We start from the raw sequence: 24,482 nt of genomic DNA on the forward strand, positions 1-24,482 counted from the left end.
GGCCCGTTCTGTCGTGGGCATGAGGTAGAACGGGCCGGTGAGCACCGCGATCCAAGGTGAGGACGGGCTGGCCCGCTGCCCGTGGGGGCTGTCGGCCCCCGAGTACATCGCCTACCACGACGACGAATGGGGCCGTCCCGTCCGCGACGACCAGGGCCTCTACGAACGGCTGTGCCTGGAGGCGTTCCAGTCCGGGCTGTCCTGGCTGACGATCCTGCGCAAGCGGGAGGGGTTCCGCGCCGCGTTCCGCGGCTTCGACCCCGAGAAGGTCGCCGCGTTCGGCCCGGACGACGTCGCGCGGCTGATGGCCGACGCGTCGATCGTCCGCAACCGCGCGAAGATCGACGCGGCGATCGCGAACGCGCGCGCCGCGCTCGACCTGCCCGGCGGCCTCGCCGCCACCGCCTGGCGCTACGCCGACCCCGACGCCCCCGCCCATGTCGACATGTCCGACGTCCCCGCCTATACCGACGGCTCCAAGGCCCTCGCCAAGGAGCTGAAGCGGCACGGCTTCCGCTTCGTCGGCCCCACCACCGCCTACGCCCTCATGCAGGCCTGCGGCCTCGTCGACGACCACCTCAAAGACTGCCACCGCCGAGGCGCGTACATCTGACCGTCACTAGGCATTGGCGGCTTCCAGGACGGGGATCGTGGAGGCCCGCCGGGCCGGAAGGGCGGAGGTGGCGAGGGTGACGGCGGCGGCGCCGGCGGCGACGAGGACGAACAGCCACCACGGCGGGTCCACGGTCAGGAACGAGCTGCCGGTCGCCGCGTGCAGGAGCGCGACGGTGCCGAGCGCGGTGCCGATGCCGAGGAGGCCGCCGAGCAGGACGACCGTGGCGGCCTCCCACCGGACGATCGCCCGGATCTGCGTGACGGTCGCGCCGACGGCGCCGAGCAGGCCGAACTCGCGAGTCCGTTCGGCGACGCTCATCGACACGGTCGTGGCCATCCCGAACAGCGACAGCACCAGCGCCATCCCGATGAACCCGTAGATGACCCGCATGCCCTTGGTCATCGCGCTCGCCGCCTGCTTCACGTAGGCGCCCTCGTCCAGGACCTTGACGCCCGGGACGCCGGCGACCGCGCGGGACAGCGCGTCCGCGGAGCCGCCGCTGACGAGGATCGCCTGGGCGGCGGCGTCCGGGGCGAGGCGGTCCATGGTGGACGGGGCGACGAGCGCGCCGTCGGCGAACAGGTGGGACGGGTCGTGGTAGGCGCCCGCGACGGTGAGCGTGACACGGCCCTGCGCGCCCCGGACCACGATCCGCTCGCCCTTGTGCAGGCCGTGGGCCTTCATGACCGTGGACGTGAGGCCGATCTGCCCGTCCGGCAGGGGCGGCAGGTGCCCGCCGAGCCGCAGCAGCGACGGCAGCGCCGCCTGGTCCACCCCGGTCACGGTGACGTACAGCGGAGTGTCGTCGTCGGGGTCGTGCTTCGGCTGCGGCGAGACGAGCTTGACCTCCGACGAGGTGAGGGCGGCGGCGTGCGCGACGCCCGGGACGGCGGCGGCCTTCGCGGCGAGGTCGCGGGGCAGCGGCGCCGGCCCGTCGGAGGTCCTGCCGGTCGCGGCGATGGCGTGGTCGGCCCGCATGACCTGCCGTCCGGCCTCCTCGAAGCGGCCGTTCGCCGACATCACGACCATCGCGGTGGCGCCGACGAGCGCGACGCCGAGCATCAGCGAGGACGCGGCGGACGAGACGCGGCGCGGGCTGCGGGTGATCGTGGCGCGGGCGAGCCGCCCGGCCTCACCGCTGACGGCCATCCCGATCCGCCCGACGAGGCCGCCGAGGGGCCCGACGAAGAACGGGGCGAGGACGGCGAGGGCCGCGACGGTCGTCATGCTGCCCATCAGGATCAGCGCGGACGCCGCGACGGTGCGGTCGGGGCCGGGCGGCTCCTCGGCGCGGATCGCCCAGACGGGGCCGAAGAACATCCACGCGCAGGCGAAGACCGCGAACGCGCCGGCGAGGCGGGGCCAGCGGCGGCCGGTCGTGTCGGCGCTCGCCGCCCTGAGCGCCTGCATGGGGGAGATGCGCGCCGCCCTGCGCGCGGCGCGCCACGCGGCGAGCTGGGTGACGACGATCCCGGCGGCGGCGGGGACGGCGAGGGCGATCCACCCGTACTGCGCGTCGGCGGCGGTGATGTCGAAGCCGTCCTGCGCGAACAGCCTGGTCAGCAGGCCGGAGACGGCGTAGCCGAGCAGCACGCCGCCCGTCGAGGCGACGGCGCCGAGGACGAGCGCCTCCAGCCGGATCAGCCGCTTGAGCTGCCGCGGCGTGGCGCCGATCGCGCCGAGCAGCGCGAGCCGCCGGGTCCGCTGCCGGACGAGGGTGCCGAAGGTGTTGGACACGACGAACAGGCCGACGAACACCGCGACGGACGAGAGCATCCCGATGGCGCCGCCGACGGCCGCGCCGGCGCCCTGCAGGTCGGCGGACTGCGCGTGCCGGACGCCGCTCGCCGTCCGGACGGTCGCGGCGGAGCCGAACGCGCGGGCCAGGTCGCCGCGCAGTTTCGCCGGCGCCACGCCGGGCGCGGCCTTCACCCACACGGTCTGCCAGGTCCCGGCGGGCAGCCCGGCGGCCCGCTGGACGGTCGCGGGCGGGGCGAGCAGCAGGTCGCCGCTCGCGACGGCGCCGTGCCCCTGCACGGTGACGATCCCGACGACCTTCATCGTGCGGGCCTGCTTCGGCGTGAGGACGGTCACCGTGCCGCCGGTGCGCAGCTTCCCGGCGCGGGCGGCGTGCCGGGTGACGGCGACCTCGCCGTCGGCGGCGGGCGCCCGCCCGGACTCCAGGTGGTACGGGTTCAGCCCGGACGCGGGCGTCCACGGCCGCAGCAGGGTCCGCGCCCCGGCCGGCGGAATGATCGTCTTGTGGCCGGCGCCGCTCGCGGTCACCGGGACCGACGCGTCCCCGGCCGTGGCGGCGACGCCGGGACGCCCGGCGACCTGTGCGAGCGCGACGCGGCCGTCCGGCACCGAGTACGGGTCGTCGGGGTCGACCGAGCCGCCCTGGACGAGCACGTCGGCGCGCGCGTACTCGCTCGCGTCGCTGCCGGAGACGGCCTCCTGGGCGCGCAGCGTGAACTGCAGGGATCCGGCGATCAGCCCGATCGAGAACAGGGCCGCGAGCATCGTGGCGGCCAGCCGCAGCCAGCCCTCGGCGAACGAGCGGCGCGCGATGAGCCACATGGGGATCAGCCCTCCATCCGGCGCATCACGGCGTGCACCTGGTCGATGGTCGGCCCGGTGAGCTCGTGGACGATCACGCCGTCGGCGAGGAACAGCACCCGGTCGGCGTGCGCGGCGGCGGCCGGGTCGTGCGTCACCATGACCACGGTCCGGCCGTAGGAGTCGACCGCCGAGCGCAGGAACCCCAGCACCTCCGCGCCCGAGCGCGAGTCGAGGTTGCCGGTCGGCTCGTCGGCGAACAGCACCTCGGGCCGGGTCAGCAGCGCCCGCGCGACCGCGACGCGCTGCTGCTGCCCGCCGGACAGCTCGCTCGGCCGGTGGTCCAGGCGGTCGCGCAGGCCGAGCGCGTCCACGATCGTGTCGAACCAGCGCCGGTCCGCGCGGCGGTTCCCGAGCCGCCCCGTCAGCCGGATGTTCTCCTCCGCCGTCAGCATCGGCAGCAGGTTGAACGACTGGAACACGAACCCGAGCCGGTCGCGGCGCAGCTTGGTCAGCCGCGTCGGCGACAGCTCGGTGATCTCCACGCCGCCGATCCGCACCGAACCGGACGTAACCGTGTCCAGCCCGGCCAGGCAGTGCAGGAACGTCGACTTGCCCGAGCCGGACGGCCCCATGATCGCGGTGAACTGGCCGCGCGCGAACGCCGCCGATACGCCGCGCAGCGCGGTCACCGCGCCGTCGCCCGTCCCGTACGACTTGACCAGGCCGGAGGCGACGGCGACGTGGTCGCGGACCTGCCCGGCGGGCGGCGCGGCGGATGCTTGTTTCATGCCCTCAAGCCAACCGCCGCGGGCCCTCCCGGCACATTGGCGCGCACTCCAGAAACGGGGGTGGGGCTGTCCCCACCCCCGCGCGCATGGAGCCCCTAACGAGCCCCTAACGCCCCTCGAAGACCGGCTGCTGCTTCTTCAGGAACGCCTCGGTCGCGTTCTGGTGGTCGGCGGTCGCCGCGCACTCGTCCTGCAGCACCGCCTCGCGCTCCAGCGCCGACGCCAGGTCGTGCGCCGCCGCGTGGTCGAGCGCCCGCTTCACCGCCGCGTACGCCACGGTCGGCCCCGCCGCGAGCCGCCGCGCCAGCTCCACCGCCGCCGGGGCCAGCTCGTCCGCCGGGACGACCCGGTTGACCAGGCCGAGCTCCAGCGCCTCGGGCGCCTTCAGCGGCTCCCCGAGCAGCAGCAGCTCCGCCGCCTTCGCCCGGCCGACCAGCCGCTGCAGCGTCCACGACATGCCGCTGTCGGGCGCCAGGCCGATGCCGGTGAACGCCGTCGCGAACCGCGACTTGTCCGAGGCGACGGCCAGGTCGCAGGCGAACACCAGCGCGGCGCCCGCGCCCGCCGCTACCCCGTTCACCGCCGCGACGACCGGCTTCGCCATCCCGGCGAGCGCCAGCACGATCGGGTTGTAGTGCTTGATCACGGTGCCGTCGAGCCCCCTGCCGGCCGCCAGGTTGTCGGCGTGCTCGCGCAGGTCCTGGCCCGCGCAGAACGCCCGCCCCGCGCCGGTCAGGATCACCGCGCGCGCCGACGCGTCCGACGCCGCGCGCCGGACCGTCTCCAGCAGCGCGCCCTTCATCTCCGCCGTCAGCGAGTTCATCGCGTCCGGACGGTTGAGTGTGATTGTTCCCACACCGTCGGTCACGTCGTACAGCACGGTCTCGGACATGCGGCATCCTCCCGGTCCTGGATAGATCTTCCCCGGCAACCATCGACGAACCGGGGCGCGGCGGGCAAGTGCCGTCCCGCATCCGTGCACCCCGCGTGACCGTCCGGTGCCCCTCCGGCCCGCCCTGCCGCCCCGCTCCCGGCGTCTCCTCCCGCTCCGCTCGAACCGCGCCGGAGTGCCCCGTACGCCTGCGGTCTTCCGATCTGGAGGCTGATCGTTACCACTTCGCGCCCAGGAGACGAGATAATGGACCACTACTGATGACGCGGATGCGACAGGCGGCCACGCGGCCAACGGTGCCCGGAGGCTCCAAACGGCCCCAAGCGGGGCCTTTAGGCAGGAAGGGGATGCACGCATGGCGGCGATGAAGCCGCGGACGGGAGACGGTCCGCTCGAAGTGACCAAGGAGGGGCGCGGAATCGTCATGCGGGTCCCGCTCGAAGGCGGCGGCCGCCTTGTGGTCGAGCTCTCCGCCGACGAGGCCAAGGAACTCGGCGAGGCCCTCAAGGGCGTCGTCGGCTGACGGCTCCGCCGCTCCCGGCTCTCCGGCGAAGGTCCCGGCGTGCTCGCCGGGACCGTCGCCGTTCCCGAACACCGAAAACCCGGTAAGGCTCAGCTCAGGGGGGACCCGTCGCCATGCCCATCGAGACCCGCATCCACGGCGCCGGCGGCACCGTGACCGGCACCGCGGCCGACCTCGGGGCGGAGGCGGTGGCGGTCCCCGTCCGGTCCGGCCCGGACGGCCCGGTCGCCCCGGACGCCGAGGTCGCGAAGGGCCTGCCGTTCACCCTGGACGAGCTGCTGGCGCTGCACGGCGCCAAGGGCGAGGCCGGCGAGATCGTCGCCGCGCCCGCGCGGGTCGGCGGGCAGGTCCGCGACCTGCTGCTGTACGGCGTCGGCGAGGCGGCCCCCGCGGACCTGCGCAAGGCCGGCGCGGCCCTCGCCCGCCGCGGCCGCGGCCGCACGGCCCTCGTCGCGGGCGTCCCCTCCGGCGACCTCGCCGCCTTCGTCGAGGGCGCCCTGCTCGCCTCCTACGAGTTCCGGATCGGCGCCGCCGCGCCCAAGCGCCCGCTCGGCACCCTGGCCGTGCTGACCGAGGCCGGCCCGGAGGCGGACGCGCCCGCGATCGAGCGCGGCACCGCCCGGGCCCGCGCCACCGCCCTCGCCCGCGACCTCGCCAACACCCCGTCCGGCGAGAAGGACCCGTCCTGGCTCGCCGCCCGCGCCGCCGAGGTCGCCCGCGACGCCGGCCTGGCCGTCCGCGTCCGGGACGAGAAGGAGCTGGTCGAGGGCGGGTTCGGCGGGCTGCTCGCGGTCGGCTCCGGCTCGGCGCGCCCGCCCCGCCTGATCGAGCTGTCCTACGATCCGCGAAGCGCCGGGGGGTCTGGGGGGTCGTCCCCCCAGAAGGAACAGGGCCCCGACGGGGCGCCCGACCGGCACATCGTGCTCGTCGGCAAGGGCATCACGTTCGACAGCGGCGGCCTGTCGCTCAAGCCGAACGACGGCATGAAGACCATGAAGACCGACATGTCGGGCGGCGGCGTCGTCATCGCCGTGATGAGCGCGCTGCGCGACCTCGGCGTCCGCGCCCGCGTCACCGGCCTGGTCGCCGCCGCGGAGAACATGCCGTCCGGGTCGTCGATGCGGCCCGGCGACGTGATCTCCCACTTCGGCGGCAAGACCTCCGAGGTGCTGAACACCGACGCCGAGGGGCGGCTCGTCCTCGCCGACGCGCTCGCCTACGCCGACGCCGAGCTCGCCCCCGACGCCGTCGTGGACGTCGCGACCCTCACCGGCGCCGCCAAGGTCGCGCTGGGCCTGCGGTACGGCGCGCTGTTCAGCAACGACGACGCCCTCGCCGAGGCCCTCACCGCGGCCGGGGCCGCGGCGGGCGAGCCGCTGTGGCGGCTGCCGCTCGTCGACGACTACCGCAAGGCGATCGAGTCCGACGTCGCCGACGTCGCCAACATGGGCCGCGGCGGCTTCAACGGCGGCGCCATCGCGGCGGCGCTGTTCCTGCGCGAGTTCGCCGGCGACCGCACCTGGGCCCACCTCGACATCGCCGGCCCCGGCCGCGCCACCGCCGACGACGCCGAGATCACCCGCGGCGCCACCGGCTACGGCACCCGCCTCCTCCTCGACTACCTCACGGCCTGACCCCGTTGACTTGTGGCGTGTCGTGGTTATGAGGCGCGCTATAACCACGACACGCCACAAGTCAACGGGTGCGGCGGTCGATGACGGGGACGCGGCGGCGGCGCCGGGCCTCCTTGACGATCTTGGGGAGCTTCGCGTCCCAGCCGGGGCCGACCGCGAAGCACCACGGCACCGCCGCCGCCGTCGCCGGGACGTCCCGCATCGTCAGCGCCACCAGGACCGGCCGGTCGGACGTGCGGGCCATCTCCGCCAGCTCCGGCGTCGGCAGGAACACCACGTAGTCCTGCTCGCCGCGGCGGGTGCCGGGGACGCCGCGGCGCAGCGCCGTGATCGCCGCCACCTCGTCCCACGGCAGGACCCGCCCGGACCGGCGCGGCAGCGGCCAGCGCGCCGGCCGCCGCACCCCCGAGACGTCCAGCTCCAGCACGGGGCGGCGCGCCAGCAGGCCGCCGAGCGAGGTGGCCAGACCCGCCCCGAACAGCAGGAAACCGGCGACGCCGAGCACCATGAACGCGACGCTGCCGACGCCCGCGCCGCGGATCACCCCGCCCGCGACGAACCCGATCGACGCCACGAACAGGATCACGAACGCGGCGAGCCGCCACACCGCCCGCCACGTCACCCGGTCCCGCACCGCGAACACCTCCGCCGGCACGTCCGGCCCGGCGTCCCGCCCGCCCTCCACGATCAGCGCCTCCTCTGGGGGGACGACCCCCCAGACCCCCCGGAAGAGCCGACTGACCGGCGACCTCCGTTCCGCTGGCGCTCCACTCCGGTCACCGGTCAGTCGCGCTTCACCGCGCACAGGAGGCCGTCGCCCACCGGGACCAGCAGCGGGACGAGGCGCTCGTCCTCGCGGACCGCTCGGTGCACCTCGCGGATCGCCTCGGTCTCGGGGTCGCGGACGTCGGGGTCGGCGACGCGGTCGTGCCACAGCGCGTTGTCGAACGCGACGACGCCGCCCGGCCGCAGCAGCCGCAGCGCCGCCGCCAGGTACTCGGGGTACTCGTGCTTCGCCGCGTCGCAGAACACCATGTCGTAGGCGCCGTCGGTGAGCCGCGGCAGCACCTCCAGCGCCGGGCCGATGATCATCCGGGTGCGGAACGCGGACAGCCCCGCCTCGCGGTAGGCGAGCTTCGCCAGCCGCTGGTGCTCGGGCTCGATGTCGACGCTGGTCAGCACCGCGTCCTTCGGCATCCCGCGCATCAGGTACACGCCGGACACCCCGCAGCCCGAGCCGACCTCCACGACCGTCCGGGCGCCCAGCAGCGACGCCAGGAAGCGCAGCGCGGCGCCGCCCGCCGGGCCGATCGGGGTCGCGCCGATCTCGTGGCCGCGCCGCCGGGCCTCCAGCAGCGGCTCGTCTTCGGGGAGGAAATCCTCCACGTAGGCCCGGGTGGCCTGAATGGCGTCGATGGCTGCCTCCTCGCGGGACCCCCGCCTGGCTCATGCTGGAAAGACCATATCGCTGACCGGGAACCATCCGGAGTTCCAGCGCGTTGCAAAGGACGTAAGCATCCGCCGTCCGGTGGGTGGAACGACGAGCACCGAACCGGTCCAGAACCGCCCCAGCCCAGGCGAGACCGTGCCGTTCCAAGGCGAAGAGTCTTGGCTCACCAGAGAGGAACAGCCCGGCACCATGGGAGTCGCAGCACTGAGTTTTAGAGGCGCTGTGGGGGTCGGCCCCAGGCAGGGGCTGGGAAGCGCCGCGCGTGAGAACGCCCCCGAGGCCGAGTGGGCGCCGCCGTCCTGGGACGAGGTCGTCCGCGAGCACTCCGCGCGCGTGTACCGGCTCGCCTACCGGCTGACCGGCAACCAGCACGACGCGGAGGACCTCACGCAGGAGGTCTTCGTCCGCGTGTTCCGCTCGTTGTCGAACTACACGCCCGGCACGTTCGAGGGCTGGCTGCACCGGATCACCACGAACCTGTTCCTCGACATGGCGCGGCGCCGCCAGCGCATCCGCTTCGAAGGACTCGCCGACGACGCCGCCGAGCGGCTGCAGGGCCGCGAGCCCACACCCGCGCAGGCGTTCGACGACACCAACTTCGACGCCGACGTCCAGGCGGCGCTGGACGCGCTGGCCCCCGAGTACCGCGCGGCCGTCGTGCTGTGCGACATCGAGGGCCTGTCCTACGAGGAGATCTCCGCCACCCTGGGCGTCAAGCTCGGCACGGTGCGCAGCCGCATCCACCGGGGGCGCGCGCAGCTGCGGGCCGCGCTGGAGCACCGGGCGCCGACCCGGCGCCGGCCCGGGACCCGCAACGAGTGGCAGGCCGCCGAAGCGGTCGCCGCGGGGGAGCGGGCCGAAACCGAGATCGCCGGCACCGGTAGCGTGCGGGCGGCCGGCGTCGCCGAGCCGGACGCGCCGCGCGAGGCACGGCCGCAACCGGAGGGCGTGTAGCGACCGCGCGCGTGGCAGCGGGGCCGCGCGCGGAGAGAACGGAACGAACAGGGGCGTCATGACCAGGCGTAGCAAGGGCATCCATCCCGGGGCCGGGGGGCGCGGGGGGTCGTCCCCGCGTGAGGAGGCCGTGTGAGCTGCCTGGGTGAGCGCCTGACCGCTCTGATCGACGACGAGCTGGACCCCGCCGAGCGCGACCGGGTCCTCGCCCACCTGGCGGGCTGCGCCGCCTGCCGGGCCGAGGCCGACGAGCTGCGCCGGGTCAAGGGGCGGCTGCGCGGCCTGAACGCGGTCCCCGCCTCCGACGGCGCCGACGACCTGCCGTCCGGCGACTTCCTGAACCGCCTGCGCTCCATGGGCGCCGCGCCCGTCCCGCCGGAGCCGCCCGCGACCACCCAGCCGATGCGTCCCGCCTCCCGGCCGCTGCGATCATCGGCCCGTCCCGCCCGGACGGCCGCGCCGTCCGCCCGCCCCCGCGACAACCGGCCGGGCGCCCGCGCCGCCGGCCTGACCCGGCACCGCCGCCGCTACCTGGTGGTCGGCGCCGCCACCCTGTTCATCGGGCTCGGCACCGCCTCCTACGTGGTCGGCGGCCGCCAGCACGCGCCGGCCGTGACCCCCGCCTTCGACCGGTTCGCCGTCGAGCACGCGCTGACCACCGGCGACGCGCCCGTCACCGACCCGCTGACCGACCCGGCGAACCAGATCAAGACCGCCCCCGGGCCGTGACCGGGACGCCCTCGACGGCCTGCCACCGCCGGGGACGGCGCCGCATCCTGATCGCCGGCGGCCTCGCCGGCGCGGTGGCGCTCGCCTGGGGGCTGTCCGGAGACCCGGGCGCCGCGCGCCGCGCCCGCAGCGACCCCGGCGCCGTCGGCCTGCTGCGCTCCGCCGCCGACGCCGCCCGCCGCGTCCCCTACCAGGGGCGCCGCTTCCTGACGACCTGGAAGGGCGGCCGGTCCGCCACCTCCCGCGTCACCGCCGTGCACACGCCCGGCGACGGCGTCCGGTACACCTCGGCGGCGGGCTCGGAGGGCTACCTTCCCGACGCGTCCGCCGGCGACGCCACCGCGTTCACCAAGCGCACGCTCGACCTGCTGACCCGCAACTACACCGTCGTACGCAAGCGCGACGCGTCCATCCTCGGCCGCCGCGCCTGCGTGGTGGAGGCGCGCCGGCAGGACGGCACGATCGCGGGCCGGTTCTGGCTGGACGCCGAGACCGGCCTGATGCTGCACCGCGAGCTGATCGACGCGACGGGCCATCCGGTGGTCACCAGCGGCTTCACCGAGATCAGCTTCACCCTCCCGGCCCAGGGCGGCGCCGCGCCGCGCCCCGGCCGCACCCGCGGCTCGTCCGTGGACGCCCCCGCCGTCACCGAGGCCCCGGCCGGAACCGAGCCGGAGAGCCCGACCAGCGCGAACGCCGCGCCCAACAGCTCCGCCACCTCGATCCTCGAGGTGCCGCTCGACGCCCGCGCCCTCGACGGCCTGAAGCGCCGCGGCTGGCCCGTCCCCGACCGGATGCCCGGCCACCTCACCCTCTACGACGCGCGCCGCGAGGCCGGTGGCGCGGTGCACCTCAGCTACTCCGACGGGCTGGCCTCGGTGTCGGTGTTCGTCCAGCGCGGCACCCTCGACACCGGCGCGCTGACCGGCTGGAAGAAGGCCGTCCGGCACGGCCGCACCGTGTTCTGCCGCGAGTCGCTGCGCCGCTGGGCCGTCGCCGCGGCCGACGGCTACGTGTACACCGTCGTGACGGACGCGCCGCAGAGCACGGCGGAGGCGGTCGCGTTCGAGCTGCCGCGCCATCCCGACCCGTTCTGGACGCGGCTGGCGCGCGGCGCGCGGCGGCTGGCCTCGGCCGCCGACCCGTTCAACTGACCCGAACCGGGGAACGCCCAAGTCCGTCCAAACCGGGAGGACCCGAGAGGCGCCGCGGGCGGCATCTGCCTTACGCTCGCCACATGCCCAGCGCGGCACGATGAGCACGGATGACGAGACCATGCTCGGTAGGAGAGATGGGGATGACGGAAGACAACCGCCGGCCGGGGGACGAGGACGCCGTCCCCGGGCAGGAGCCTGAGCGGCAGGACGCGGCGGCTTCTCCCGAGACGGTGACCGACCAGGAGATCCCCCTGGAGCAGCCGGCGGTGGAGCCCGACCCGGAACCGGGCGGCACCGACCGCCTCGTGGCGGGCGGCGCCGGCGAGCCGGCGGGCGGGTTCGCCCCGCCGGACGCGGCGCGCGGCGACGCGCCGCCGCACGACGACGTCCCCGGCCCCATGGCGCCCCGGGAAGTGCCGCTGCAGGACGCGCCCCCGCGCGACATGCCGCAGCCGCCGCCCCCGGTCGCGCTCGACAAGCCGATGGACGGGCCGCAGGACCAGCGCCCGCGGCCCGGGTTCGTCCCCTACGACCAGGACCCGCGCGCCATGCACGGCCAGCCGCCCTACGGGGGCTGGCAGCAGGGGCCGCCCCCGCCCGGCGGCCGGCCGCCCATGGGACCGCCGCCCCCCGGCGCGCCGATGGGCCCGCCGCCTCCCGGCGGACCCCGCCCGATGGGCGCGTTCGGCACGCCCGGGACCGGCCCGAACTGGGCGCCGATCCCGCCGCCGCCGCCCTCGTCCGGCCGGGGCCCCGGCCTCGGCCTGCTGGCGGTCGTGGCGCTGATCGTCGCGCTGGTCGCGGGCGCCGTCGGCGCCGGCATCGGGGTGATCGCCACCGACGACGGCGACGACGGCAACGGCTCGGTCAGCCTCGGCGGCGGCAGCGGCAGCGACACCAAGGTGCAGAGCCGCCCGCCGGACTCCGTCGCCGGCGTCGCGCAGCGGGTGCTGCCGAGCGTCGTGATGATCCGCGTGGAGTCGTCCCAGGGCGAGGTCGGCGGCACCGGCTTCATCGTCAACGGCGGCTACATCGTCACCAACAACCACGTGGTGTCCGAGGCCCGCGGCGGCGCGCAGATGCAGGTGATCTTCAACGACAAGAAGACGCTGCCCGCCACGGTCAAGGGCGCCGACCCGTCCTCCGACGTCGCGGTGGTGAAGGTGGAGGGGCAGCACTCGCTGCCCGCGCTCGCCCTCGGCGACTCCAGCAAGCTCGCGGTCGGCGACCCGGTGATCGCCATCGGCTCGCCGCTCGGCCTGCAGGGCTCGGTCACGACCGGCATCGTCAGCTCGCTGAACCGCGCGGTGCCCACCCAGGGCGAGGGCGGCGGCGACTCGTCCTACCTCAACGCGATCCAGACCGACGCCGCGATCAACCCCGGCAACTCCGGCGGCCCGCTGGTGGACGCCAAGGGCCGGGTGATCGGCATCAACACCGCGATCGCCACGCTCGGCGGCCAGTCGCTCGGCGGCGGCAGCCAGAGCGGCAGCATCGGCCTCGGCTTCGCCATCCCGATCAACCAGGGCAAGCGGGTCGCCGAGGAGATCATCAGGACCGGCCAGGTGAAGATGGCCAAGCTCGGCGTGCTGCCCGACCCGCAGTACCAGCAGGGCGGCGCCCGCATCATGCAGCAGGCGGTGCAGGGCCAGGACCCGGTCACCAAGGGCGGTCCGGCCGACAAGGCGGGCCTCAAGCCCGGCGACGTCATCACCAAGGTCGACGACCAGCCGATCGAGGACGCCACCGACCTGATCGCGCAGATCCGCAGCCGCGCCCCCGGCGACCGGATCAAGGTCACCTACGAGCGCGGCGGCAAGGAGACCACCGTAGAGATCACGCTCGGTTCGTAGCGCCGGATGTTAAGGCCGGGTTCATCCCGGCTGGGGATACGCTGGGGGGACCGGTCCGCGCAGGGCCGGTCCCCGGCGGCTTGTGGAGGACGGGTTGTTCGACGTCGGACTCGGCGAGATGGCGGTACTGGTCGTCCTCGCCCTGGTCATCTTCGGTGACAAGCTGCCCCAGGTCGCCGGGCAGGCGGGCCGGATGCTGCGGCAGTTCCGGCAGATGGCCAACTCGGCCAAGGCGGACCTGCAGGCCGGGCTCGGGCCGGAGTTCAAGGACTTCGACATCACCGACCTGCACCCGAAGACGTTCGTCCGCAAGCACCTGTTCGACGACGACGACTCGTTCCTGAACGGCAAGCTCTTCGACGACGACGAACCGTCCTACGCCGCGACGTCGCCCGCCGCCCTCGACTACGGCGAACGCCCCCCCTTCGACAACGAAGCGACGTAATGCAAAAGGCCCCGCCGGAGGCGGGGCCTTTTGTCGTCTTGGGTTCTAGTGGCGCTTGGGGGAGATGCCGAGGGACATGCCGGCCAGGCCGCGGGAGCGGCCGGCCAGCTTGTCGGCGATGGTGCGCAACTCCTTGGCGGCGCCCGCGTCGGGGTCGCCGAGCACCAGCGGGACGCCGTTGTCGCCACCCTCGCGCAGCCGCGGGTCGATCTCGACCTGGCCGAGCAGCGGGACCTTGGTGCCGAGCGTGCGGGCCAGGGCGTCGGCGACGGTCTGGCCGCCGCCCTCGCCGAAGATGTACTGGCGCTCGCCGCAGTGCGCGCAGGTCAGGTAGGACATGTTCTCGATCACGCCGACGACCTGCTGGTGGGTCTGCGCGGCGATCGCGCCGGCCCGCTCGGCGACCTCGGCGGCGGCCTGCTGCGGGGTGGTCACCACGAGGATCTCCGCGGACGGCAGCAGTTGCGCGACGGAGATCGCGATGTCGCCGGTGCCGGGCGGCAGGTCCATCAGCAGGACGTCGAGGTCGCCCCAGTAGACGTCGGCGAGGAACTGCTGCAGGGCCCGGTGCAGCATCGGACCGCGCCACACCACCGGCTGGTTCCCGGCGGTGAACATGCCGACGGAGATGACCTTCACGTCGTGCGCCGACGGCGGCATGATCATGTCGGCGACCTTGGTGGGGGCGTCGGTGACGCCCAGCATCCGCGGCACCGAGTGCCCGTAGATGTCGGCGTCGACGACGCCGACCTTGCGGCCCTGCGCGGCGAGGGCCGCGGCCAGGTTGACGGTCACCGAGGACTTGCCGACCCCGCCCTTGCCGCTCGCCACCGCGTAGACCTTGGTCAGCGAGTTCGGCTTGGCGAACGGGATCTCCTTGGCGGGCTCGCCGCCGCGCAGCTTGGTCTGCAGGTCCTTGCGCTGCTCCTCGCTCATCACGTCCAGGTCGACCTGGACGGAGGTGACCCCGTCGAGCTTGGAGACGGCCTCCGTGACGTTCTTGGTGATGGTGTCCCGCATGGGACATCCGGCAACGGTCAGGTACACGCCGACGCGGACGGTGCCGTCCGCCGCGATGTCGACGTCCTTGACCATGTCGAGCTCGGTGATGGGCTTGCGGATCTCGGGGTCGTTCACCGTGGCGAGGGCCGCGGTCACCTGCTCGGTCGTCAACTGGTGGGCCATGCGTCCATGGTATGGACCCCGCGGCGGTATCGCCCAATCGGGTGCCGGACCTCACACCGGGCGGCGAAGGGGCGCGCGACACCCGGCCCCGGCCCCTTCGTCCGCGGCTTCCGGCACCGTAACATCGGGGCGTGACATCGCAGTCCAGCACCATGTCGCCCGCCGAGCTGGCGGTGTGGCGCACGATGCTCCGCGCCCAGGTCCAGATCTCCCGGCGGCTCCAGGCGGACCTGCTCGCCGACCATGATCTCGCGCTGGGCTCCTACGACGTGCTGATGCACCTCGGCGAGGCGCCGGACGGGCGGCTGCGGATGAACGACCTCGCCGACCGGGTGCTGCTGTCGCGCAGCGGGCTGACCCGGCTGGTCGACCGGCTGCAGCGGGACGGGCTGGTCGTCCGGCAGTCCTGCACCAGCGACGCGCGGGGCCTGTACGCGGTGCTGACGCCGGCGGGCCGGGCGCGGCTGGCGGACGCGACGCCGACGTACCGGCAGGGCGTCCGCGAGTACGTGCTGAGCCGGCTGGACGAGCCCGACCTGAGCACGTTCGGCAGCATCCTCGACAAGCTCGCCGACGAGTCCGCCCAGCGGCCCTAGGACAGCGTCGGGTGCTGGTCCTTGGCGTCCAGCTCGCGGAGGATCTGCTGGAGCTCCGAGCGCAGGAAGTCGCGGGTGACGACCTCGCTGAGCGCGACCCGCAGCCCGGCGATCTCCCGGGTGATGTACTCGGTGTCGGCGATGGTGCGCTCGTTGCGGGAGCGGTCCTGCTCGTACTGGACGCGGTCGCGGTCGTCCTGCCGGTTCTGGGCGAGCAGGATCAGCGGCGCCGCGTAGGACGCCTGCAGCGACAGGATCAGCGTCAGGAAGATGAACGGGTAGGGGTCCCAGCGCAGGAAGTGCGGGGCGAGGAAGTTCCAGCCGATCCACACGACGATGAACACCGTCATGTAGACCAGGAACCGGGCGGTCCCGAGGAACCGGGCGAACCGTTCCGACAGCCGGCCGAACGACTCGGCGTCGTAGTGCGGCCGCGGCACGATCGTCCGGCGGATCTCGCGCGGCTGGTCCAGACGTGTGGTCATCTCGCCCCCTCGGCGCCCCGCAGTGCCTCTTCCTCGGGATCGGCGGACGCCTCGGCGAACGCGTCCATGGCGGTCTCCCGCCAGTCCTCGGGCAGCAGGTGGTCGAGGACGTCGTCGATGGTCACCGAGCCGAGCAGGTGCCCGTTCTCGTCCACCACGGGCGCGGCGACCAGGTTGTAGGTGGCCAGGACCATCGCGACGGACTCCAGCGTCATGGTGGGCCGCAGCGGGTCGAGCTCGGTGTCGCAGATGCCGCTGACCAGGGTCGGCGGCGGTTCGCGCAGCAGCCGCTGGAAGTGCACGGTGCCGAGGTAGCGGCCGGTGGGGGTGGCGGTCGGCGCCCGGCACACGTACACCTGCGCGGCGAGCGCGGGGTTCAGGTCGGGGTTGCGGATCTGCGCGAGCGCCTCGGCGACGGTCGCGTCCGGCGGGACGATCACCGGGTCGGTGGTCATCAGGCCGCCGGCGGACTCGTCCTCGTAGGTGAGCAGCCGCCGGACGGGCGCCGCGTCCTGCGGCTCCATCAGCGTCAGCAGCCGCTCGCGCTGCTCGGTGGGCAGCTCGCCGAGCAGGTCGGCGGCGTCGTCGGGGCCCATCGCCTCCAGGACGTCGGCGGCGCGGTCGGCCTCCAGCTTGCCGAGGATCTCGATCTGGTCGTCCTCGGGCAGCTCCTCCAGGACGTCGGCGAGCCGCTCGTCGTCGAGGGCGGCGGCGACCTCGGTGCGCCGCTTCGGGGTCAGCTCGTGCACGATGCCGGCGAGGTCGGCGGCCTTCATCTGGCCGAACGCGGCGATCAGCCCGGCGGCGCCCTGGCCGTGCTCGACGGCGGAGAACCCCTCGACGTCGTTCCAGTCGACGACGAGGCTCTCGCCGCGGCGGCGCAGCCCGGGGCCGCGGCGCAGGCCGCGCCCGCCGCGCCGGACGGCGACCTTGCCGACCAGCCAGTCGCGGGTGCGGGTGGGCTCCATCGCCACGTCGACGACGGAGACGGGCTCGCCGGAGTCGCAGAGCCGGACGGTGCGGTCGAGCATCTCGGCGATGACGAGGGTCTCGGACTCGCGCTTGCTGAACCGCCGCATGTTCAGCCGCCCGTCGAAGATGATCGCGTCGGCCTCGATCACCTGCACCCGGGTGATCGGCAGGAACACCGGGCGGCGGGGGCCGACCTCGACGACGAGACCGAGCACCCGGGGCGGCCGGGGGGCCAGGCGCAGCGCCACCACCACGTCGCGGACCCGGCCGACCTGGTCGCCGGCCGGGTCGAACACCGCGATCCCGGCGAGCCGCGCGATGAACACGCGCGTCGGAGCTCCGCTCATGGGCCTGACACTACCCAGGACGCACCGGGCGATTCGGTGCGGGCGCGGCGGCCCGCGGGTGACCGGCGGGTGAAACGGCGGTGCCGGAGGCCGGGTCCGCCGCTCTCAGGCCTCGACCCAGCCGTGCTTCTTGGCGAAGCCGAGGAAGCTCTCCCGGATGCTGACGATCTGCCGGCCGGTCAGGTCGGGCGTGCCGGACAGCAGCAGCTCGGTGATGTCCTCGCGCAGCTCGGCCGGTTCGAGGACGTCGCAGAGCCCCTCGTCCAGCAGCTGGGAGGACGACGACTGCCGCGGCGCCGACGAGGACGAGGACGGTGCCCGGGACAGGATGCGGACGCCGAACGCCTTCGGGCCCCGCTCGCTGTCGACCGTCTCGAACTCGACCGTCGCGCCGGGCGTCAGGCCCGACTTGTCGTCCAGCACCTCGTTGGCGTGGACGAACACGTCGTCACCGCCGCCGTCGGGGACGATGAACCCGTAGCCGCGCACCCCGTCGAACCGCAGAACCCGTCCAGTACGCACCAGAACCGACCAACTCTCCACACCGCGAAACACGAGCCAGAAGTACTGTTCCCAATCTAGCGCGCCCGTCCCCCGCACCCCGGGAACCGGCGTCACCGCCCGGGACGCCTGATTCAGGCCGCGAGTCAAGGGGGCGCGGGTGAAGGTTCTTGTGCCATCGGGGTGAGTAGGCGCGGCGGTGAAGGTGAGGGATATTCGGGTTCCGTGCCCGTGGTGACGTCGGGAGCCTGGTATGCGCGTGCGGCCGGTGATGTCGATCCTCGTGGCGGGCCTGCTGGCTTGGGCGCCCGCCGCGTTCGCCGAGGGCGGGTTCCCCGCGTCGCCGCCGGACGATCCGGACTACGCGAGCGCCGAGGTGCAGGGGTGCGGGAAGGGCGTGAACGGGGAGCAGCACGCGCTCTACTCGTTCATGCCGAAGTGCGCGCCGAACGCGAAGGACCCGGAGAACGCGTCCGGGATGTCGGTCGACAAGGCGTGGCGCGACTACACGACCGGATCGCCGGACGTCGTCATCGCCTACGTCGAAGGCGGGATCAACTGGCACAACAGCGACGCCGCCGAACTGGCCGACAAGGTCTTCCTCAACACCGGCGAACTGCCCGAGCCCGAGGGAGCGTCCACCTACGACAAGGACGGCGACGGCGTGGTGACCGCCGCCGACTACGCCGGCGACCCGCGCGTGAAGGACGCCAACGGCAACGGCCGCACCGACCCCGAAGACCTGATCGCCGCGTTCTCCAACGGAAAGGACGACGACGGCAACGGCTTCACCGACGACGTCTCCGGCTGGGACTTCTACGAGCACCAGAACGACCCCGCCACCTATGACTCCACCTACGGGCACGCGAACAGTCAGATGAAGACGCTGGCCGCGCAGACGAACAACGGCGTGCAGGGTGCCGGGGTGTGCCCGCGCTGCCGGATCCTACCCGTCCGCGCGGGACAGGAGGCCCTCGACCGGACCGACGACCTGGCGCAGGCGTGGCTGTACGCGGCGCACATGGGCGCCAAGGTGATCGTCAGCACGACCGCGGACCTCGGCTACTCCTCCTACATGCGGCAGACCGTCGAGAAGCTGTGGCGGGACGGCATCGTCATGGTCGAGTCGAGCAACGACTTCGACTCCACCGACCACCAGGGCGGCATGTTCTGGCCCCACGTCATCCCCGGCAACGGGCTCGTCCCGAACACGGCCGGGGTCCCGGACCCGCTCGCCAACACGCTCACCACCACCTACCGGACCCGCTCGGACGAGACGTCGTTCGGTGCCAAGGCGATGTTCTCCGTCGCCACGCAGGGCGGGTCGACGTCGGAGTCGACGCCGACGACCGGCGGGGTGTTCGGGCTGCTGCTGTCGTACGGGATCCAGGTCGGCCGGCCGCTGACGAACGAGGAGGCGGTCCAGGTGCTGCGCGCGACGGCCTCCGACGTCGACGACCCGTCCCTGCCCTGGCCCGGGAAGCCCGGATGGGACCGGCAGTACGGGTACGGGCGGCCGAACGTCGCCAAGGCCATGCAGGCGGTGAAGGACGGGAACGTTCCGCCCGTCGGCACGATCACCGGGCCCGACTGGTACTCGCTCCACGATCCGGTGACGGCCAAGTCGGTCGACGTCACCGGGTACGTGGCCGCGCCGCGCTCGTCCGGGTACCGGTACGAGCTGGACTGGGCGCCGGGCATCGAGCCGTCCGGCGCCGCGTTCCGCAAGGCCGGCTCCGGCTCCGGCACCTCACCCCACGACGGTCACATCGGCACTCTTGACCTGTCCCAGGTTCCGAAGTCGTTGTGGAATGCCCCGTACAAGTTGTCGAACGACAAGGCGCTATCGGCCAGCGAGCAGTACACGGTCACGCTGCGGCTCCGCGTGTGGGACGCGTCCGGGCGGATGGCGGAGGAGCGGCGCGCCATCGCCGTCCACCACGACCCCGCGCTGCGCGCCGGATTCCCCCGCAGGCTCGGCGTCGGCAACGAGAGCCAGCCCGCGATCACCGAGCTGCAGGGCCGGAAGGCGATCGTCTACGGCGACGGCGACGGCCGCGTCCACGCGCTCGACGGCGCGTCCGGCAAAGAGCTGCCCGGGTGGCCGGCCGCCACGCGGCCGACGGTCCCGCAGCACGCGTATCCGGGCATCGACCCCGGTCACGAGCCCATCGTCGCGCCCGTCGCGATCGGCGACCTGCTCCACGACGGCCACCAGGAGGTCGTCGCGACGAGCACGACGGGCCGTACCTACGTCTTCGACGCGTCCGGACGGCTCCTGCCCGGCTGGCCCAGGACCGCCGGCACCGGCGTGACCGCGCCGCCGATCCCGCGTCCCGCCCTGAAGTACACGCGGCTGCCCGTGCAGGGCGCGACCGCCTCGCCCGTCCTGGCCGACCTCGACGGCGACGGGCGGCTCGACGTCGTTCAGGCGGGCTGGGACGGCCGGCTCCACGCGTGGCGCCCGGACGGCTCCGACCTGCCGGGATGGCCCGTCGAGGTGCGCACGGGCGACGCGCCGCCCGGCGGATACGTCCGGATCGACGACCACAAGCTGCCCGGCACCCCGGCGGTCGCCGACCTCGACGGCGACGGCAGGCCCGAGATCGTCGTCCGGTCCCAACTGTCGGACAGCAAGGGCGGAGGGGAGCAGTTCTACGGCGCGAACTACGCGTTCGCCTACCATGCGGACGGCGCCCCCGTGTCCGGCTGGCCCGTCCGGATGGCGTCGGTCATGACGTTCTACGGCAGCGCGCAGGAGTTCATCACCGAGGGCGTCAACCAGCCCGTCACGGCCGACGTGGACGGCGACGGCAAGGACGAGGTGGCCACCGGCCCCTCCTTCGGCCCCACCTACCTGATCTCCGGAACCGGCAGAATCCTGCGCGACTACGGGCCGCTCGCCAACCCCGCGCTCGACCCGTCCGCCGTGCTCGGCGGGAACCTGCCCGCCGACGTGCCGCTCTCGTTCACCACGTCCGGGGCGTTCGGCCGGTTCGGGCCGCTGAACCGGCTGAGCTACACCGAGGGCGGGTCCGGCGCCGCGTCCCTGGTCGCCGCGCTGCTGTTCCCCGGCAGCGGGCAGCCGATCGGCAACTACCAGCGCGGCTACGACGCGGCCACGGCGCTGCCCGTCCCGGGGTTCCCGCAGCGCCGCACCGGCCTGGCCTTCCTGGGCGCGCCGATCATCGCGGACGTCACCGGCGACGGCCGCGCCGAGGTGATCGGCGGCGGCGACACCTCCACCCTGCATGCCTTCGGCTCCACCGGCCAGGCCGCCGGCTTCCCGCTGTTCACCGGCGGCTGGACGGTGTGGTCCGCGTCCGCCGGAGACCTCGACGGCGACGGCCGGACGGACCTGGTCGCCACCACCCGCGAGGGCTACCTGTTCGCCTGGACGACGCGGGGCAGGGCGGCGGCCACCGAATGGCCGACCTACCATCACGACGATCGGCGCACGGGCCGCTACGGACCGCTCCGCTGACCGGCCGCCTCCTCCGAAGGAACGGCCGGACCCGGCTGACTTGCGCTTTCGCCCGGCGCAAGGGATGTCCTCCGCCCCCGGCCGCGCGTACGGTTAGCCGCTGTGAGATGGGTCATAGTCCTCGTCGCTGCGGCGCTGCTGTCCACGGTGTCCGGGTGCGGGAGCGGCCCGGTGCGGCCGTGGCACCTCGTCATCGCGGCGGGCGGCCGGAAGGCGGTCTACTACGCCTACGGCCAGGGGATCGCGCGGGCGGCGGCGACCCATCTGCCGGGCGCGCGCCCCGAGGTGCTGGCCACGGCCGCGTCGGTGGAGAACCTGCGGCTGGTGGCGTCCGGACGCGCCGACGTAGCCTTCACCCTCGCCGACTCGGCGGAACTGGCCTTCGAGGGCCGGCCGCCCTTCACCAAGCAGGAACCGGTCGTCGCCCTCGCCCGCCTCTACGAGAACTACACCTACCTCGTCGTCGCGGCTGACAGCGGCATCCGCAAGCTGACCGACCTGCGCGGGCAGCGGGTGTCCCTCGGCGCGGACGGCTCCGGCACCGAGCTGATCGCCACGAGGCTCCTCACGGTCGCCGGGCTCGACCCGGGAAGGGACGTCCGCGCGAGCCGGACCCAGCTCGCGGACGCCGCCGCCGCGCTGCGCGCCGGCCGCATCGACGCGCTCTTCTTCTCCGGCGGGCTGCCGATCCCGCAGATCGTCGAGCTGGCGAAGCAGATGCCCATCCGGCTCGTGGAGCTCGCCGGCTACGCCGCCCCGCTCCGCAAGAAGTACCAGGCGTTCTACGAGGAGCAGTCGATCCTCGCCTCGACCTACGGCCTCGACGGGCCCGTGCAGACCATCGGCGTCCCGAACTACCTGGTCGTCAACGCCTCGATGCCCGACGACCGGGCCTACGCGCTGACCCGGCTGCTGTTCACCCGCCGGGACGAGCTGGCGGCGGCCCACCCCGCGGCCCTGTACCTGGACCGGAGGTCGGCGGTGTCGACCTATCCGCTGCCGCTGCATCCCGGGGCGATCCGCTACTACCGGGAGACCAAGGGCGAGGGATGAGCGGCCCCGGCGGCGGCCCCGTCCCCGTCGCCGCCGGCAGGACGACCTGGACGTGCAGGCCGCGCGGCCGGGCCGGCATCAGCACCACCCGCCCGCCGGACGCCTCGGCGAGCACGCTGACGATGCTCAGCCCCAGCCCGGTGCCGTCCACGTTCTGCTGGCCGGCGCCGCGCCAGAACCGCTGCGTGGCGTTGGCCAGGTCCGCCTCCGGCATCCCCGGGCCGTCGTCCACCACGTCGATGCCGACCACCGGGGCGTCCGGCGCGTCGGGGAGGGCGCGCGGCCGGGACACGGTGACGGTGACGGTCGCGCCCGGCCCCGCGAACTTGACGGCGTTGTCGATGAGCGCCTCCACGATCTGCCCGACGCCGCCCTGCACCGCGTACGCGGCGGCGTGCGCCGCGCCCCGGTAGCGGATCCGCGCACCGGGGGAGACGCGGCGCCGCGCGTCCACCTGCTCCCGGGCCACCCGCCCGCAGTCGACCACGCGGATCGGGTAGTTGCCGCCCTCGGCGCGCGCCAGCGCCAGGATCCCGTCGAGGATCCGGCTCAGCCGGGTCACCTCGTCGACGGCGAGCGCCAGGTCGTCCTCCCCGCCCGGCGGGACGTGCGGCGCGAGGTTCTCCACCCGCAGCCGCAGCGCCGCCAGCGGGTTGCGCATCTGGTGCCCGGCGTACGACACGAACGACCGCTGCTGCTCCAGGACGCGGCCCAGCGCCGCGACCATCTCGTTGAAGTGCTCGCCGAGCCGCCGCAGCTCCGCCGGGCCCGTCGTCACCGGGACCCGCGCCTGCCACTGGCCCGCCGACAGCTCCCCGGTCGCCACGTCGAGCTCCCGGATCGGGCGCAGGAACCAGCGGGTGAGCGGGACGGCCGCGAGCCCGAACACCAGCAGCGCGCCGAGCCCGGCGGCGGCCAGCTCCGACCACCGCCGCACCGTGCGCGCCCGCACCTGCGTGGTCGGCGCGATGGTGACGACCGCGGCGACGACCCGGCCGCCGAGCCCCACCGGCTCCGCGACGATCAGGGGCCCCTTCCGCCACGGCCACACCACCTCGTCCACGTCGGAGCGCTCGCCGGACAGGGCGTCGCGCAGCCGCCGGCCCGCCCGCCGGCCGATGTCGGCGCCCGCCCGCGACGACAGCACGACCTCGCCGTTGCGGTCGACCACGGCGGCGGCGATCCCGTACAGGGCGTCGTAGCGGCTCAGCTCCGCGCGCAGCGTCACCGTCTCGCCGCTGCGCAGCGCCGGCTCGGCCAGCGACGCGAACCGGGCGGTGTCGTTGAGCTGGTCGATGAACAGGTTCTGCGTCTGCCGGCCCGCGAACGCGATCGCCAGCGGCACCTCCAGCGCCGTGAGCACCACCAGCAGCAGGGACGCGTAGAGCACGAGCATGCGGCGCAGCATGCCGCTCACCTCCCGGCCCGGGGTGGCCGGGAGGTGATCACGGGTCGCTCGCCGCCTTGCCCGCGGCCGGAGCGGCGGCCCGCGGAGGCGGGTCGTCCTCGACGGCCAGCCGGTACCCGACCCCGTGCACCGTCCTGATCAGCGCCGGGTCGCCGAGCTTGGCGCGCAGCGTCGCGATGTGCACGTCCAGGGTGCGCCGCGCCCCCGGCCACACGCCGTTCCACACCTCGATCAGCAGCCGCTCCCGGGTGACGACCAGGCCGGGCTGCCGGGCGAGCGCCGCGAGCAGCTCGAACTCCTTGCGGGTCAGCGCGACGGGCGACCCGTCGGCGGCGGTGACCTGGTGCCGCGCGGTGTCGACCCGCAGCCCGCCCGCCGCCACCACCACCGGCCGCGCGGCCGGCCGGACCCGGCGGATCACCGCGTCGATCCGGGCGGCCAGCTCCGCGATCCCGAACGGCTTGACCAGGTAGTCGTCCGCGCCGCTGCGCAGCCCGAGCACCCGGTCGCGCTCCTCGCCCCGCGCGGTCACCGCGATGATCGCCACGTCGCCGCCGGTGCGCAGCCGCCGGCACACCTCGATGCCGTCCAGGTCCGGCAGGCCGAGGTCCAGCAGCACGAGATCGGCGGGCGGCGCGGCCAGCGCCGCCGCCCCGGTCGCCGCCCGGCACACCTCGAAGCCCTGCCGGCGCAGTGCCACCGTGAGCGCGTCGGCGAACCGGTCGTCGTCGTCGACGAGAAGGATTCGCATGGTGCAGACAGCGTAAAAAGCCGGGCGTCCCCTGCCTACGGGGCAGATCCTAGAAGTTTCTCAAATTTGCCGCTCCGCTCTCCGGCCCCGGCCCGCC

General features: G+C 74.3%; 20 protein-coding genes and 2 pseudogenes. 11 read left to right on the plus strand and 11 right to left on the minus strand.

Annotated elements, in window-relative coordinates:
- Positions 1 to 37 precede the first annotated feature (37 nt).
- On the plus strand, positions 38 to 613 hold the full coding sequence (locus tag F8568_RS31065) for a DNA-3-methyladenine glycosylase I (protein ID WP_151597246.1): 576 nt from the start codon (positions 38 to 40) through the stop codon (positions 611 to 613).
- 6 nt (positions 614 to 619) lie between these two features.
- On the opposite strand, the gene F8568_RS31070 is transcribed toward F8568_RS31065, so the two are convergent.
- From F8568_RS31070 to F8568_RS31080, 3 genes are all read right to left on the minus strand, one after another.
- A complete protein-coding gene (locus tag F8568_RS31070; RefSeq protein WP_151597247.1) occupies positions 620 to 3,196 on the minus strand; it encodes an FtsX-like permease family protein in 2,577 nt (858 codons plus the stop codon).
- A 5-nt stretch (positions 3,197 to 3,201) separates the two neighbouring features.
- Positions 3,202 to 3,966 (minus strand): ABC transporter ATP-binding protein, encoded by a 765-nt coding sequence (locus F8568_RS31075; protein ID WP_151597248.1) that lies wholly within the window; start codon positions 3,964 to 3,966, stop codon positions 3,202 to 3,204.
- 106 nt (positions 3,967 to 4,072) lie between these two features.
- Positions 4,073 to 4,858 (minus strand): enoyl-CoA hydratase-related protein, encoded by a 786-nt coding sequence (locus F8568_RS31080; protein ID WP_151597249.1) that lies wholly within the window; start codon positions 4,856 to 4,858, stop codon positions 4,073 to 4,075.
- A 355-nt stretch (positions 4,859 to 5,213) separates the two neighbouring features.
- Between F8568_RS31080 and F8568_RS31085 the strand changes: the two genes are divergently transcribed.
- On the plus strand, positions 5,214 to 5,381 hold the full coding sequence (locus F8568_RS31085; protein WP_083946426.1) for a DUF3117 domain-containing protein: 168 nt from the start codon (positions 5,214 to 5,216) through the stop codon (positions 5,379 to 5,381).
- Positions 5,382 to 5,494: 113 nt separating this feature from the next.
- Positions 5,495 to 7,015: a leucyl aminopeptidase gene (locus F8568_RS31090; protein ID WP_151597250.1), complete on the plus strand. Its 1,521-nt coding sequence runs from the start codon at positions 5,495 to 5,497 to the stop codon at positions 7,013 to 7,015.
- A gap of 61 nt (positions 7,016 to 7,076) precedes the next feature.
- Here the strand turns inward: F8568_RS31090 and F8568_RS31095 are convergent, their stop codons facing one another.
- Entirely contained in the window at positions 7,077 to 7,700 is a 624-nt protein-coding gene (locus F8568_RS31095) for a hypothetical protein (RefSeq protein ID WP_236009569.1), read from the minus strand.
- 98 nt (positions 7,701 to 7,798) lie between these two features.
- Positions 7,799 to 8,401 carry an O-methyltransferase gene (locus F8568_RS31100; RefSeq protein WP_151597251.1) on the minus strand — a complete coding sequence of 201 codons (603 nt, stop codon included), beginning with the start codon at positions 8,399 to 8,401 and terminating at the stop codon, positions 7,799 to 7,801.
- 253 nt (positions 8,402 to 8,654) lie between these two features.
- Here F8568_RS31100 and sigE point away from each other — a divergent pair.
- The 5 genes and pseudogenes from sigE to F8568_RS31125 form a co-directional block, all read left to right on the plus strand.
- Positions 8,655 to 9,272, plus strand: a pseudogene (gene sigE, locus F8568_RS31105) (RNA polymerase sigma factor SigE); the annotation flags it as partial.
- A gap of 279 nt (positions 9,273 to 9,551) precedes the next feature.
- On the plus strand, positions 9,552 to 10,148 hold the full coding sequence (locus F8568_RS31110; protein ID WP_151597252.1) for an anti-sigma factor family protein: 597 nt from the start codon (positions 9,552 to 9,554) through the stop codon (positions 10,146 to 10,148).
- Positions 10,145 to 11,302, plus strand: a complete 1,158-nt coding sequence (locus F8568_RS31115; RefSeq protein WP_328601107.1) for a MucB/RseB C-terminal domain-containing protein — start codon at positions 10,145 to 10,147, stop codon at positions 11,300 to 11,302. Before F8568_RS31110 ends, F8568_RS31115 begins: the two co-directional genes overlap by 4 nt.
- 143 nt (positions 11,303 to 11,445) lie before the next feature.
- Complete coding sequence (locus tag F8568_RS31120) at positions 11,446 to 13,158, plus strand: S1C family serine protease (RefSeq protein WP_151597253.1); 1,713 nt, start codon at positions 11,446 to 11,448, stop codon at positions 13,156 to 13,158.
- 94 nt (positions 13,159 to 13,252) lie between these two features.
- Positions 13,253 to 13,603, plus strand: a complete 351-nt coding sequence (locus tag F8568_RS31125; RefSeq protein WP_151597254.1) for a sec-independent translocase — start codon at positions 13,253 to 13,255, stop codon at positions 13,601 to 13,603.
- A gap of 45 nt (positions 13,604 to 13,648) precedes the next feature.
- Here F8568_RS31125 and F8568_RS31130 read toward each other — a convergent pair whose 3' ends face one another.
- Positions 13,649 to 14,788: an Mrp/NBP35 family ATP-binding protein gene (locus F8568_RS31130; protein WP_151597255.1), complete on the minus strand. Its 1,140-nt coding sequence runs from the start codon at positions 14,786 to 14,788 to the stop codon at positions 13,649 to 13,651.
- 131 nt (positions 14,789 to 14,919) lie between these two features.
- Between F8568_RS31130 and F8568_RS31135 the strand changes: the two genes are divergently transcribed.
- Entirely contained in the window at positions 14,920 to 15,384 is a 465-nt protein-coding gene (locus F8568_RS31135) for a MarR family winged helix-turn-helix transcriptional regulator (RefSeq protein ID WP_328601108.1), read from the plus strand.
- Here the strand turns inward: F8568_RS31135 and F8568_RS31140 are convergent.
- The 3 genes from F8568_RS31140 to F8568_RS31150 form a co-directional block, all read right to left on the minus strand.
- Positions 15,381 to 15,869 (minus strand): DUF1003 domain-containing protein, encoded by a 489-nt coding sequence (locus tag F8568_RS31140; RefSeq protein ID WP_151597256.1) that lies wholly within the window; start codon positions 15,867 to 15,869, stop codon positions 15,381 to 15,383. The two genes, F8568_RS31135 and F8568_RS31140, sit on opposite strands and share 4 nt — an antisense overlap.
- The gene (locus F8568_RS31145; RefSeq protein WP_151597257.1) at positions 15,866 to 17,188 is read right to left on the minus strand and encodes a magnesium transporter MgtE N-terminal domain-containing protein; all 1,323 of its coding nucleotides are present in this window, start codon (positions 17,186 to 17,188) and stop codon (positions 15,866 to 15,868) included. Before F8568_RS31145 ends, F8568_RS31140 begins: the two co-directional genes overlap by 4 nt.
- Before the next feature lie 105 nt (positions 17,189 to 17,293).
- Entirely contained in the window at positions 17,294 to 17,710 is a 417-nt protein-coding gene (locus F8568_RS31150; RefSeq protein ID WP_151597258.1) for a cold-shock protein, read from the minus strand.
- 232 nt (positions 17,711 to 17,942) lie between these two features.
- Here F8568_RS31150 and F8568_RS31155 point away from each other — a divergent pair, with 232 nt between their 5' ends.
- Together F8568_RS31155 and F8568_RS48800 are read left to right on the plus strand one after the other, a co-directional pair.
- Positions 17,943 to 21,173: an FG-GAP-like repeat-containing protein gene (locus F8568_RS31155; RefSeq protein WP_151597259.1), complete on the plus strand. Its 3,231-nt coding sequence runs from the start codon at positions 17,943 to 17,945 to the stop codon at positions 21,171 to 21,173.
- A 102-nt stretch (positions 21,174 to 21,275) separates the two neighbouring features.
- Positions 21,276 to 22,226 (plus strand): TAXI family TRAP transporter solute-binding subunit, encoded by a 951-nt coding sequence (locus tag F8568_RS48800; RefSeq protein ID WP_151597260.1) that lies wholly within the window; start codon positions 21,276 to 21,278, stop codon positions 22,224 to 22,226.
- Between the two features lie 40 nt (positions 22,227 to 22,266).
- On the opposite strand, the pseudogene F8568_RS31165 reads toward F8568_RS48800, so the two are convergent.
- Together F8568_RS31165 and F8568_RS31170 are read right to left on the minus strand one after the other, a co-directional pair.
- Positions 22,267 to 23,634, minus strand: a pseudogene (locus F8568_RS31165) (ATP-binding protein); the annotation flags it as partial.
- A 37-nt stretch (positions 23,635 to 23,671) separates the two neighbouring features.
- Positions 23,672 to 24,385, minus strand: coding sequence for a winged helix-turn-helix domain-containing protein (locus F8568_RS31170; protein WP_151597262.1), 714 nt, complete (start codon positions 24,383 to 24,385; stop codon positions 23,672 to 23,674).
- Positions 24,386 to 24,482: the final 97 nt, after the last annotated feature.

This window comes from Actinomadura physcomitrii, assembly GCF_008923205.2.
Classification (GTDB): Bacteria; Actinomycetota; Actinomycetes; order Streptosporangiales; family Streptosporangiaceae; genus Spirillospora; species Spirillospora physcomitrii.